Below are 13066 nucleotides of genomic sequence, written 5' to 3'. Positions count from 1 at the left end.
TGCCCCAGCAAAGGCAAGCTACAAAATGTGAATATGAGAAGAATTACATTGTACGGTTAATTGCGTATTTTTTCATGCGGTAGCGAAGGGTATTCCTGGTTATGCCAAGCTTTCTTGCCGCCTTGGATTGATTCCATCCACTCTGTTCCAGGGCTGCTAAAATAAGATTTCTTTCCTGTGAAGACAGGTCCAGATAATCATTGGAACGGCTCTGCGGAACAATGTATTCCGAGCGTATTTTCTCCGGCAGCAAATCCTCTGTTATCTCACCATGCCGGCAGACAAGCACGACCCTTTCCAACACATTTTTCAGCTCCCGTACATTACCCGGCCAATGATAACTCTGCAAAAGCTGCAAGACCCCGTCTGCCAAAACCAATGGCGGTTTATTTTGCTCCCTACAAAATAATGCAACAAAATAATCGACCAGCTCATCCAAATCAGCCCCTCGCTGCCTGAGTGGCGGTACACGGAGAGGATACATGTTAAGACGGTGATAGAGATCACTTCTAAACTGCCTGTTGTGGACCATTTGATCAAGATTACGATTGGTCGCGGCAATGATCTTGACATCTACCAAACGAGATTTTGAGGATCCCACAGGAGAGACCAACTTATCCTCAACCGCATGCAAAATTTTCGGTTGCAGATCAAGAGGGAGGTCACCAATTTCATCAAGAAAAATGGTGCCTTTATCTGCCTCCACAAATGCACCCTCCCTGTTGCCGACTGCTCCGGTAAAAGCTCCCCTGACATGTCCGAATAATTCACTTTCAAGCAGATCGTGGGGAATGGCCGCACAATTAACCCGTATAAAGGGTTTAGCTGCTCGTGGGGAATGAGCATGAATCGATTGCGCAATCAGTTCTTTGCCCGTTCCTGACTCGCCGGTAATCAATACTGACATTTTGGTAGAGCCGATAAGCTTAATATCCTCATACAACTTATGCATAACCTGAGAGGATCCTACCATCTTTGCCTCTCCCTGAACCCCACGTGAGACACCAACTTCCTTTCGGGTATCCGCGATGGCTCGCGCTACGACACGCACAACCTCCATATTATCAATCGGTTTGGTCAAATAATCATATGCCCCCTGTTTCATCGCCGTAACGGCACTCTGAATAGTCCCAAAAGCGGTGAGAATAATCAGCGGAACATTCTGGTACCTGCGGTTTCGAAAATCCAAAACTTCCATACCATCAGCCCGCGCCATTTTCAAATCGGTCAACACAGCATGGGGCTCCATATCACGCCACAAAAGCATCCCCTTTACTCCGTCTTCAGCAGCCTGAACCTCATACCCTTCTTCAGAAAGGACTAAGGTCAGCAAATGACGCATGCGTTCTTCGTCTTCAATTATGAGTACCCGACTTTTCATATGCAATTATCCTGGAAACAATTCTGGAGTTTCAATCTAATTTTTACCCACAGTTACCAGCGGCCTCAAAGGCAACCTGATAATAACCCTTGCCCCTCCTTCTTGGCTATTGACGAGCTTGATGCTCCCGTTGTGGGCACGCACGACTTGCCTGCAAACAGGAAGACCGAGCCCTACTCCCTTTTCTTTGGTAGTAAAAAATTTTTTAAAAACAAGCTTTAAATCATCTTCAGCAACACCTGGTCCGGTATCCTCAACTACTATTTCGATCCGTTGCTGTTCTATCTCTCGAATGGAAATGGTTATGGTTCCAACCGCTTCCATTGCCTCTTCACTGTTTGCCACGCAATTAAACAATACCTGCCGGAGTTGTTTAAAATCTGCATAAAGCACCGGTAACGTATCCGGCAGGTTGACATTGATCTTTACACCCTGCGAGTGTTCTTCACACTCCACCCATTTATCCACAAAATCCTTAATCTCAAACTGTAGATCAACTTTTCTGAACTTAGGCGGTTTATGACGGGCAAGGCCGAGAAGATTATTGATGATCAGATTTAAGCTATCCACCTCTTCAATCACATACTGCAGCAAATTTTCCTGGACCTCAGCACTTCGCTGTTCACTCAAGAGGTACTGGGCGGAACTCCTGATAATTCCCAGTGGATTAATCAACTCATGGGCCAACATGGCTGTCATTTCACCAAGGGCAGCCATTTTTTCAGCCTGCACCAACTTATGAAATGTTGCTTGTAACTGGTCATTGCTCCCAGCAAGCGACTCAAAGTTCAGGGCATTTTCGATGGCCGTGGACACTTGACTCCCCAGGATGCTGAATGCCTGAAAATCACGACTTGTATAAGAGGTACCATCTTTCCTGGGACCAATCAGCAGCATTCCCGCAAAAAGCGATCCCCCTTGCAGACCATACACCAATGCAAATCCAGCCTTTTTAATCTCCAGCAGTTCCGCGCTCAAAACAGAATCACCCACCATTCGTTTACAAGAGAAAGATTGCTGTCCTTGCCGCAGCAAAGTAATCAAACGACTTTTCGACCAAAGACTTGATCCAAAACGCAGGTTCTCCGGGTACAGGCGGCTGCGCTTTTCCTCCATGATCATCAAACCTATACCGGTAACCTGTAGCCCTTTGGGCAATTCATCAACAAGGATATCGACCAAATCGGGCAGCTGCAAAGTAGTGGCAATTCTCCCGCTCACCTCACAAAGTAGATTCTGATAATCCGGCCTGCTCCCGAAAATGAGCCGGTCCACGCTATACTGCACCAATCGCCTTAAAGGACTGTAGACAAGAGCGCAACCAAGAATAACGAGTAATAAAAATTCGGTGGGGGCGTCACGGGAATTGGGAGAAAGATAATCCAACAACGCCAACAGGCAGGCATATAAGCCGTAAAGCATCCCCAGAAGTATCCCAAAAGTCAGCCCACTGCTCAACAACCGGTCAAGCTCTACTTTCAGAAAAAAAATCGGTCCAAAAAAGAAAAAAAGAGAAACAACTGTGGCTGTAAACAGCGATAAGGTAAGGGAAACAAGCGAGTGATCTACAATAAGCAGAGGCAGCATATACAGGTAAACAAAGACCAGTACCCCAAACCACACCCCTATAAACAGGAGAATAAACAGGTCTTTTTTACTTATCTGTAAAAAACGTGGCATAGTGGATACGCTGACCGGAAAGTATTATTTTGAATATATGAGGATACTACCTGCCCCCTATTCCTGCCGGGCAAGCTTTTTTCACCTCATTCTTCCATTGAGAACTATTGATTTAGCATCTTACAAACCAGGCTCTCCTGTTTACCGCCAGTAGTCCGGAACTATCTTATTTCATAACAATTATACCAAAACAACGAGGTGATCGCCAACGTTTCTGCAGTTTGCCCGAAAAGACTTGTCTTGCAAGCACTTTTAGATTTCAGCAGATAAAAAAACAACAGCCGACAAGGCTAAAATGCACATAGCAAATATATAAGACAACTTTTCTATACTGGTTGCTTATTTTTTTTATCTAACCGAATCAGGTACAGCCACCAAAGACTACCGGGCACCATAAACAACATAGCGAGCACTACGACAATACTTCTGGGAGAAAAACCAGCATCCAGTGCCTGTCCAGTGGCCAGGGTTGACAGACTCATAATCAATGTCAAAAGCGCCATCTCCACCGCAAAAACCCTGCCCCGAAACTGTTCTTCAACCCGCAAATGAAGAAGTGTGGAGCTAAAAACCCACTGGATGGCACCACCAATATGCCCAAACAGAACAAAAATGCCGGCAATAAAAATATTAGGAGCCTGACTGAACAGCAGGTAGGCGACGGCAGAGATGGCAAAAGCCACTCCAATAGCCCGGCGCATACCTGAAGAATCAGCCCCAAACCAACGCCAGGCAAGAAACGGACCGATGGCAGCCCCAATGCCGCGCATGGAGTAGAGTACGCCACTCAAACCGCCGCGGCCACCATCAGAAAAGACCTGTTCACCAAAAACCGTTAGCATAACCAATATGCCTCCGGACAGTGCCCAGCCACTTTTCACCAACAGAAGCGCCGCAACCCGTGAATTACTCCGCACGTACTGCAAACCTTCCAAAAATGAGGGCACCCCGGTAAGTCTGGCCAAGGAAAATTCCTTTTTTTTCCGTGGTCGCAACCTCAGCACCACCGTACTAACAAGGAGTGCTGAGCCCAAAAAAGTAGCCACATCAATAAGTATAGCAGCCTTCCAACCGAACCAGGCTGTCACAAACCCGCCAAGTGCAGCGCCCAAGGCCAGGTTAACCGACCAGGAGGCACCGAAAAGGCCATTAGCTACCTTCAACTCCTCCTTACTGCACAGATCGGGAATGGAAGCCTGACGTGCAGGATGATTAAACGTCCAAGCCGACTCCTGTAAAAATGCCAACATATAAATCAACCAGACCTGAGAATCGAGTCCTGCCAGCAAATACCCCGAAACCACCAAAGCCCGAAGCACATCGCAGATTATCATAATTTTCTTGCGATTGAAATGGTCGGCAACCACCCCGGCAAAAGGTCCCAAAAGCGTTGTCGGCAAAAACTTGGCAACTAAAAACCAGCTAATGGCCTCACCAGATCCGGTCAAATCCGTCAACACAACAAAGATGGCGATGTAATTAAACCAATCTCCGACCTGACTAACAATAGTCGCAAGCCAGAAGCGTCGAAATTTTTGATTGGTTCGTAAAAATTGTAAATATGATCTCAGCCGGCCTGCTGTCAGCTTGTCCAGACCATCATGCTCAGTATCTGTCATAAACGTATACGAGGTGCAAAAAGATTATAGTTCTAGTAAGTTATAAAAAAATACCTTCACAGGGGGCAACGGGCACTTCCCCAACCTGCCTACAAAACCGGAATGGAAGCAAACGCCGGTAGCGCAAAACGATCAGATCGGGACACCTGCCCCCTCTATTTAGACAGAAGCTTCCCTCGCTCCTTTTACCATATCCTAAAAAACGCTTTTCATTCCCATAGTCTCCACAGTCTTCAATGCAGATAATCTCAGCAACGGTGTATAGAATAATCATGCAGCATACAGGCTCATCGGTATACCCTTATACCATCTCAAACAGCTCCCCCTTCTTGAAAAAGAATAAAAGAGTGGGTGATTATTTCATCTTAGTGGTGTCTATTCTTTGCCGAAACAGCGCCTGACGAATGACGGTCAGGCCGGAGAAAGGTAATACAATGGTAAACAACGAACAAAGGCCCATGCTCCGCTTCCTGGTTACCCTGACTATATGTTCAGTGGTTGGATTGCAGACGTGGATGGTTCTATTTAACAACTTCGCCGTGGAAGTGGCTGCCCTTGATGGAAAACAAGTCGGTGCCATTCAATCGGTACGTGAAATACCGGGCTTTCTTGCCCTACTGGCAATCTATGTCATGCTTCTTTTGCAGGAACATAAAATTGCAGCACTGTCCATTATCCTTCTTGGAGCAGGTACGGCTGCAACCGGTTTTTTCCCGACATTTTTCGGTTTACTGACCACGACCCTGCTGATGAGCTTTGGCTTTCATTACTATGAGACCATGAACCAATCACTGGTGCTCCAGTATTTCAACCGGTCTACCTCTCCGCTGATATTAGGCCGTTTGCGCAGCCTGTCTGCAGCTGCGGCCATCCTCACCAGTGGTCTTATCCTCTGTCTCGGCAAACTTATTGATTACCGATGGATATATCTCATACTTGGTTCTACAGTTACGGCTGCAGGACTGTGGGCGTTGTTCCAAAACCCCACCCACGCCAACATAGTGCCGCAACACAAAAAGATGATATTCCGTCGTCGCTACGCCCTTTACTATTTCCTCACCTTTATGGCAGGCGCTCGCAGGCAGATTTTTATTGCTTTTTCGGTTTTTCTACTGGTCAAAATTTTTTCTTTTTCGGTGCAAGAGGTAATCTTACTGTTCATCGTTAACAACATCATCAACTACTTCCTCAATCCTGTGCTAGGCAAAGCTATCGTGCGCTATGGTGAGCGAAAAATACTCACCATCGAATACACCGGCTTGATTTTCGTCTTTCTTGCCTATGGTTTTACCGAGTCAAAACTGATCGTGATGTGTATGTATATTTTAGATCATGTCCTGTTTAACTTTTCCATGGCTATCAAGACCTATTTCCAAAAAATTGGAGACCCTCAGGATATCGCCCCCAGCATGGCTGTCGGCTTTACTATTAACCACATTGCAGCGGTTGTCATACCTGTGCTTGGCGGTCTCATCTGGATGGTAGACTATCGGATTCCGTTTGTCATCGGTGCCATGATGAGCGGCATCTCATTGATCGCCGTCCAAAAAATATCGCTTCCCGCAAAACAATCGCCGTAAATACTCATGGGGGGGGATAACTTCCTGATTTATTCCCCCTAAAATCTATAACTGCTCACATCACCAACCAAATAGCAAACACATCTTCACACTATGCAATCCAAACATTCTACTACGAGCCAATCGCTTACAGCTCAACCGATAATAACCTCACGCATGTCCAGAGAAGAAATTAACGCCCTACCCATAAAAAAATGGCAAGGCCCAACTCACCTCATCTCGTGCAAAGAGCAATTACAACACGCCATATCGATATTGAAAAAAAACCATGTCCTTGGTTTTGACACGGAGACCAGACCAGCCTTTCGTAAAGGACAGCAGTATCTACCCGCTCTGCTCCAGCTGGCTACAGAAAAAGAGGTTTTTCTCTTTCAACTCAAGCAGATCGGCCTACCTGAATCTATCAGCGCATTGCTCAGCAACAGAACAATTTCCAAGGTTGGAGTCGCAATAACCGATGACGTGCAAGGGCTGCAAAAAGTCACCCACTTTTCTCCTGCAGGATTTATTGACCTGGCAAAACTTGGCAAGACCCTCAGCATACAGCATTTTGGATTGAGAGGTCTTGCAGCGGCCACCATGGGGATCCGCATTCCAAAATCAAAAAAAATCACCACCAGCAACTGGGCCAAGAAGGACCTCTCGCCGGGACAAATTCAATATGCGGCAACCGATGCATGGATAGGGAGGGAAATTTTCCTGCGGTTAAACAATAAGTGAATCCGGCCATGGGCATTTCATGCCCCTCACCCGACCACAGGTGTCCTACGAAAAGGGTTGCCTCCAGGCCGACAGGATATACACTATACAAGAAGACCTTAGCGACCCTTAAAAATAACAAACAGGGAGACCTTTTTTATGGCAAACGAAAAATTTAACAATCACTACCAAAGCTTGATCAACAATTTCCCTGAAGTTATGGCAGCAGTGGAAAACCTTGGCGCTACAGTGCGGACGGCAGGGCCACTGGATAAAAAAACGACGGAATTGATCCAGTTAGGAGTTGCAGCGGCAACTCAATCAACAGGAGCAGTGCACTCCCATACCCGCCGTGCTCTTGCAGCAGGCGCATCTGTGGCAGAAATACAACACAGCCTGCTTCTACTTATCTCCACTATAGGTTTTCCAAAAGTGGCAGCTGCGCTGGCATGGATTCAGGAAACGATCGCTGAAAAGTAATCTATTTTACATCATTCGAATGGAGCCTTACTCACACTCTCTTGGCGACTATCGCTCACCAGCTATTGCCCGGTATGTTTACCGGTTCCTGCATACGCTCAAGCTGATCTTCAAGATCAGCTATTTCCTGCTGCCAGTAAGCAGCTGAACCAAAATCAGGTACGACTACGGAATGCCCGTCTTCTTTAACCTGATAGGCACACCAGGCTGTATAGTGGACAAAGCGCATTGCACGGAGAGGCTCCATCAGGGCAAGGCTTCTGTTATCAAAACTGCGGAAAGTTTCATACCCTTCAAGAAAAAGATCAATCTCGACAAAGGCTGAGTCCAAGGTACCTGGAAGCAGCATCCAGAAATCCTGCACCGGCGGCCCTGTAGCAATATCATCCAAATCGATCAGGTAAAAAGATTCTCCTGGTCGATAAATGAGGTTACCGGAATGACAGTCGCCATGGATGCGAATCATGTCGGTATCTTCAAACAGAGGGCTCGCTTCCCTGATAAACCTTTGTACGACTGCTTCATAATCAGCGGCCAACTCCTCGGTAAGGAGGCCGCTTTCAAGGATGTAGCGGAGATGAGCCTGCGTGCTTTGATCCGGCCTGATCGTCGGTCGATGGGCAAATGATCCTGCGGCACCAACCACATGGGTACGACCCAATAACCGACCGAGTTCAATCCACTGCCCATCATTGAGTTCGTCAACATAACGTCCCCCTTTTTTGGGAAAAAGGGTGAAAAAAATGTTTTCGTAGCAACCGAGCGTACCACCCTTCTGCAATGGAAGTGGTGTAATCACGGGGATCTCATCCTTTGCCAGTTGGTGGAGGAATTGGTGTTCCTCCAGCAATGCCTCTTTACTCCAGCGTCCAGGCCGAAAAAATTTAATGATAATCCCATTGCCGTCTTCATCTTCTAATTCATATACCCGGTTGATATAACTATTCAATGGGCGGCACAAATTAGAGAGATATATACCAAGCTCTTTTTCGGCAAGGTTAAGAATGGCATCAGGCGTGAGCGCCGAAAAAACACCACCAGTTGAGCTTTCTTTCGTATTCATATACGGGCATTACCTTTTTGAAACGGATTCTGCAGCCTACCTTGCCGGCTTAATTGATATTTATTGGCCGGAGGGCGACAAGTATGCTACGATCAAACCGTAATTATTAATATCTTCTTTTTGATCATTCTCTCTTCGACCTGCAGATAATTGTTCCATTTCTGCGAAGAGGCCACAAAGAATAATCAAAACAAGGACTGTCTTTTTTTGACACTCACTCCCAGAGGAAAAGAATGCGTACCTCCCACTATCGCATACAATCAGTTGGTCCAGTCCTCTTCCAGCTCTTGAGCCTGCGCTCTTCTTCCTTCTCTACTCGATTCTCCAGAGGCCTTCTGTTTTATTACGTCATTCTATCTTGTTTAGCTATCACAATACGCCCGCCTGGTATGTATCGGCATACCGAAACAACCCTTTTACACCATATGCAATGAAGGAAAACCTACGTTCTTTTACTAACAAGGAGGAAAAACATGAAAAAATGGGAATGCACAATTTGCGGATACATCCATGAAGGTGAAAATCCCCCAGATGAATGCCCTGTATGCGGAGCAGACAGCAGTGCGTTTATCGAGGTCACAGAAAAGGCTGCACCTGAAACGCCCGAAGAGGATACAGCAGAAAAAGGACAGGATGAAGAAAACCCGGTTCCAGAAACGCTTCTCGAAAAAGCTACTGCACTTATCCTGCAGTTTCATCTCCATCCGATTACAGTCCATACCCCCAATGGAATAATCCCCTTCGCCTTCATACTGCTCATACTTACTCCTGTTTTCGGCCTCATTTCATTTGAGACGGCGGCCTTTTACAGTCTTGTTTTTGTACTCCTCAACATGCCGGTGGTCCTGTACACCGGGTACGTCACCTGGCAAAAAAAATACAAAGGTGCAATGACGTCGCTCTTTAAGCTCAAGATTGGTGCTTCCATCGCTGCTACCGTTCTGCTTACCCTGCTCGTTATCTGGCGACTGGTACAACCGGAAGTGATGGCTACGCCTTCTTCTGGGAGGATGATGTTTATTTTCCTTGCCTTGCTCCTTCTGGCAGCGGTGGGCATAGCCGGCCACATGGGTGGTAAACTTGTATTCGGTGTTAAAAAGAGCAGTTGATATTAATAATAATTGATCCTAAGTGATTTTTATTCCCAAAACTATTGCAAACTTTTTTCGGATACGTTATTCATCTTCGTAATTTGATTAACCAAGCAAATGATGGACTTATAAAAAGTCCATCACACACTAAAGATGGCTAAGTACAAAAGTTCGATATACAAGGCGCAGTGTTTTTCCCGAGGCTTTGACTATACATATGGTATGTCAAAGCCTCGGGAAAAACCTGCAACACCGTAGATCGGACTTTTTACAACGCCATCAGCACATAACAAACTACAGATAAGTATATTCAATCATTTTAAAGGAGTAAAAAATGGCTACAACAAATGACAATCTGAAAGAAGCTTTTGCCGGTGAAAGTCAGGCTAACCAGAAGTACCGGGCTTTTGCCAAGAAAGCAGAAAAAGATGGTTTCGTTAACATTGCAAAGCTGTTCCGTACCACTGCTGAGGCAGAGCGAATTCATGCAGAGGGTCACTTAAAGGCACTAGATGGAATTGCTACTACAGCCGAAAACCTGCAGGCTGCCATTGACGGAGAAACCTTTGAGTTCTCCAATATGTATCCCCCCATGGTTGACCAGGCAGTCGCTGAGGGGCACAGAGCCAAGACCATGTTTAAATTCGCAGTGGATGCAGAAGAAGTCCATGCCCAGATTTACTCCAAGGCACTCGAAGCAGTAAAAAACGGAGTTGATATGGATGTCACAGACTTTTATCTTTGCCCCATATGCGGCTATATTGAACTTGGTGCAGCCCCTGAAAAATGCCCGGTTTGCGGAGCAAAACAGCAGGTCTTTACCCAAGTAGCATAACGATGTTCCGCCCTCTGCCGGCAGCTTATTTCTAGACAAAGCTGTCGGCAGAGCTCCCATTATACAACCCGCCTTACACAACGCTCCGCCCCTTGTTGTTTTTCATTTATTGTGCAAACAGGAACAAATAAGGGCTCGCACCACCAAAGCGTACTCTGTCTCAGCCGTTTCCGGTCTGCCCATTGCATGGAGGGCAGGACTGCATTTTTTTGAAGTTCGCTAAATATAAATAGAAGTTGTTCTCCCTCGCGATCATTAACTATTTTGCAAAAGATAGAGCACCTTTTATCGCCGACAGATGCAAACAAGGAAGTGGGTCAATTGATTTTTCTGAATGCCCCAACCTGAAAAATCGTATAAAGAGGTAATAAGGGGTTGCTGGACATGATTAAGATTCACCATCGTTAACCTGGAGTTCTCATCAGTTCAGGCGGCGTCAGGTTCATTTTTTTTTGGTAATGAATGGAAGCGTAAACTCCGGGTAAGCGTAGACTCAGCTAGCAGTCTCTATTCATTACAAAAATACAACCATTCAACCCCTCTTTATTTTCTGCAACGGTGACAACGACCCAACTTTTCTATATAATTAAACATATTCCAGCTGAGCTCTACCAGCAGCTACAGAAGCATCACTACCTGGAAACAAGTCTATGCCTCCTCCAGTCCAAGCAGCCACCCACAAAGGCCGTTATGAAAGTCTTCTCAATAGTATCTCCACCAATGATGTGGTTTGTATTCTTATTGTTGCAGACCCTGATGCCATCGCCAGTGCTCTGGCTTTAAAAAGATTGTTCTGGAGAAAAGTAAAGAAAACTCTTATCTGCCGGGTTAATGCTATTAAACGTTCGGATAATCTGGCCATGATCAGAGAGTTAAAGATCACCCTCCCTTACATTACAAAGGCAGACACCAGTGAGGTGACGACATGGGCCATGGTTGATTCACAGCCCCATCATCATAAATCTTTAAGCAATACCAATTTCAGGATCATAATCGATCATCACACGCCTGATCCAACTCTGAAAGCTCCTTTCAAGGATATCCGCGAGGAATATGGCGCGGTTTCTTCCATTATGACGGAATACCTTAGAGCGGCGGGGATTACTCCTTCGACCAAATTAGCCACTGCTCTATTTTACGGCATTAAGACAGACACAGATAACTTTGCCAGAACGTCAACTTACGATGATGTCAAGGCGTTTCGGTACCTTTATCCTCACGTTAATATTAATATTATAAAAAAAATTGAATCATCTGAAATCAACAAGAAAAACCTGGACGCATTCCGCAAAGCTTTCGAAGAGTTGCAATTTATAGGTGATACGGCCTATATCCATATGGGTGAAGTAAAGGATGCCGATTCTTTGGTGATTCTTGCCGATTTTTTTCTAAAGATGGCAGAGGCGACCTGGTGCATCGTGTCCGGTGTTTACGGTAAAAAATTAATTATAATTCTGAGAAATACCGGTTTTCGACTTGATGCGGGCAAACTTGCACAACGGCTGTTCGGTAAGCTGGGTTCTGCTGGAGGGCATAAGAACGCGGCTAGAGCAGAGATCCCACTCGCAGGGCTTGCAGACGAAACAGATGATTTATCGCAACTTGGAAAATATATTGCTGATAAAATCAAAAACCGTTGATCCTGTTTTGGAAGCTGGCAACACTTAATATCGCTGTTGCAAGATGCGATCGGCCACGAGGGCTTTATAAAACGAGAGGCAAAAATAACGAGTTGGTAAGGATCAATAATTTCACAAATATGTTTGTTCTTTCAGAGATTGGCATGTTTCCAGGAGTCTGTCGGCCTGAACCCTTTCTCTCCAGCTCGACGTTATTGCCGAAAAAACAATACTCGCAGGGAAGCGTAAACTCCGATAGTAAGTTTATGGCTGTGCCTCTTGCGTCGCATAAAAAGAATGCTTTGGGCCACAGCCGGTATCACTCCTGACAGGGACCGAGTTCAAACATGGTCTGTTTGAAAACTGCGCAATACCCTTGATCACACTGCATCTGTCCAGCTGGAACAATGACAATTAGCCATATACCCGCAATAATTCTTACACCCCAAAACGGCTCAAACAAAAACGTGTATTTTAGTACATTTTTTTGCAATGAGCTTCATGCCGGAACCTTGCAGATTCTTTGCCGATTTCCATTACGCAACCGTCGGTCATATTCCTCTGTTACAATCGGATTTACTCCACTTTTTCTAAAAATAGCGGAGGGCAAATGAAGCATCGTGTTTAAATGTTGACAGGTGATACAGCTTGGCCGGCGAAAGGAGTAGGTCATCCCTCTGCACTATGTTGAGAAAGAAAGTTCGGCAGGTTAAACCCAATTTGAAATTGTACGTTTTTGTTTCCGGCACATTAATTCCGCCTCATGCTTTTAGAAAATAGCAGGCCATAGGGGGTAGTCGTATAAGTTTGGACTATTCTTGGCTGGGGATCCTGTTTTTCCGGACAAGCCTCCTCTTTTGTCGGAATTTTTAATTTTTCCATAGCAACATGGTTTTCCACAGTGCAGAAAGCCATGGTTTTTCGTCTAAGCGCAAGAGGCGAAACATGGCCTGCTTTATGCTAGGATATAATTGTCCCTCAGGTGACTGTTGGAATTAACCATGACAAATGCCTTACAG

General features: G+C 45.6%; 10 protein-coding genes. 6 read left to right on the top strand and 4 right to left on the bottom strand.

Going from position 1 to position 13066, the window contains the following annotated elements:
* Positions 1-43: 43 nt before the first annotated feature.
* From JWH17_RS10555 to JWH17_RS10545, 3 genes are all read right to left on the bottom strand, one after another.
* Complete coding sequence (locus JWH17_RS10555; protein ID WP_205222582.1) at positions 44-1381, bottom strand: sigma-54-dependent transcriptional regulator; 1338 nt, start codon at positions 1379-1381, stop codon at positions 44-46.
* Positions 1382-1417: 36 nt separating this feature from the next.
* A complete protein-coding gene (locus JWH17_RS10550; protein ID WP_205222581.1) occupies positions 1418-3061 on the bottom strand; it encodes a sensor histidine kinase in 1644 nt (547 codons plus the stop codon).
* A gap of 326 nt (positions 3062-3387) precedes the next feature.
* A complete protein-coding gene (locus tag JWH17_RS10545; RefSeq protein WP_205222580.1) occupies positions 3388-4680 on the bottom strand; it encodes an MFS transporter in 1293 nt (430 codons plus the stop codon).
* A gap of 434 nt (positions 4681-5114) precedes the next feature.
* Here JWH17_RS10545 and JWH17_RS10540 point away from each other — a divergent pair, with 434 nt between their 5' ends.
* The 3 genes from JWH17_RS10540 to JWH17_RS10530 all read left to right on the top strand — a co-directional run bounded on the left by JWH17_RS10540 (position 5115) and on the right by JWH17_RS10530 (position 7439).
* Positions 5115-6260: an MFS transporter gene (locus JWH17_RS10540; RefSeq protein ID WP_205222579.1), complete on the top strand. Its 1146-nt coding sequence runs from the start codon at positions 5115-5117 to the stop codon at positions 6258-6260.
* A gap of 156 nt (positions 6261-6416) precedes the next feature.
* Entirely contained in the window at positions 6417-6980 is a 564-nt protein-coding gene (locus JWH17_RS10535; RefSeq protein ID WP_205222578.1) for a 3'-5' exonuclease, read from the top strand.
* Between the two features lie 138 nt (positions 6981-7118).
* Positions 7119-7439 (top strand): carboxymuconolactone decarboxylase family protein, encoded by a 321-nt coding sequence (locus tag JWH17_RS10530; protein ID WP_205222577.1) that lies wholly within the window; start codon positions 7119-7121, stop codon positions 7437-7439.
* A gap of 55 nt (positions 7440-7494) precedes the next feature.
* On the opposite strand, the gene JWH17_RS10525 is transcribed toward JWH17_RS10530, so the two are convergent.
* Positions 7495-8502, bottom strand: a complete 1008-nt coding sequence (locus JWH17_RS10525) for a serine/threonine protein kinase (protein ID WP_205222576.1) — start codon at positions 8500-8502, stop codon at positions 7495-7497.
* 473 nt (positions 8503-8975) lie between these two features.
* Here JWH17_RS10525 and JWH17_RS10520 point away from each other — a divergent pair, with 473 nt between their 5' ends.
* From JWH17_RS10520 to JWH17_RS10510, 3 genes are all read left to right on the top strand, one after another.
* Positions 8976-9611 carry a rubredoxin-like domain-containing protein gene (locus JWH17_RS10520; protein ID WP_205222575.1) on the top strand — a complete coding sequence of 212 codons (636 nt, stop codon included), beginning with the start codon at positions 8976-8978 and terminating at the stop codon, positions 9609-9611.
* A gap of 316 nt (positions 9612-9927) precedes the next feature.
* Complete coding sequence (locus JWH17_RS10515; RefSeq protein WP_205222574.1) at positions 9928-10428, top strand: rubrerythrin family protein; 501 nt, start codon at positions 9928-9930, stop codon at positions 10426-10428.
* A gap of 650 nt (positions 10429-11078) precedes the next feature.
* Positions 11079-12068: a DHH family phosphoesterase gene (locus JWH17_RS10510; protein ID WP_205222573.1), complete on the top strand. Its 990-nt coding sequence runs from the start codon at positions 11079-11081 to the stop codon at positions 12066-12068.
* Positions 12069-13066: the final 998 nt, after the last annotated feature.

Source organism: Desulfogranum marinum (assembly GCF_016918565.1).
Taxonomy (GTDB): Bacteria; Desulfobacterota; Desulfobulbia; order Desulfobulbales; family Desulfobulbaceae; genus Desulfogranum; species Desulfogranum marinum.
The sequence above is the reverse complement of the archived record's forward strand: the minus strand, read 5'-3'. Positions and strand labels throughout refer to the sequence as shown.

Coding starts and splice junctions, on each gene's coding strand:
- JWH17_RS10555 (WP_205222582.1), bottom strand. CDS start 1,381: ATGAAAAGTCGGGTACTCATAATTGAAGACGAAGAACGCATGCGTCAT.
- JWH17_RS10550 (WP_205222581.1), bottom strand. CDS start 3,061: ATGCCACGTTTTTTACAGATAAGTAAAAAAGACCTGTTTATTCTCCTG.
- JWH17_RS10545 (WP_205222580.1), bottom strand. CDS start 4,680: ATGACAGATACTGAGCATGATGGTCTGGACAAGCTGACAGCAGGCCGG.
- JWH17_RS10540 (WP_205222579.1), top strand. CDS start 5,115: ATGGTAAACAACGAACAAAGGCCCATGCTCCGCTTCCTGGTTACCCTG.
- JWH17_RS10535 (WP_205222578.1), top strand. CDS start 6,417: ATGTCCAGAGAAGAAATTAACGCCCTACCCATAAAAAAATGGCAAGGC.
- JWH17_RS10530 (WP_205222577.1), top strand. CDS start 7,119: ATGGCAAACGAAAAATTTAACAATCACTACCAAAGCTTGATCAACAAT.
- JWH17_RS10525 (WP_205222576.1), bottom strand. CDS start 8,502: ATGAATACGAAAGAAAGCTCAACTGGTGGTGTTTTTTCGGCGCTCACG.
- JWH17_RS10520 (WP_205222575.1), top strand. CDS start 8,976: ATGAAAAAATGGGAATGCACAATTTGCGGATACATCCATGAAGGTGAA.
- JWH17_RS10515 (WP_205222574.1), top strand. CDS start 9,928: ATGGCTACAACAAATGACAATCTGAAAGAAGCTTTTGCCGGTGAAAGT.
- JWH17_RS10510 (WP_205222573.1), top strand. CDS start 11,079: ATGCCTCCTCCAGTCCAAGCAGCCACCCACAAAGGCCGTTATGAAAGT.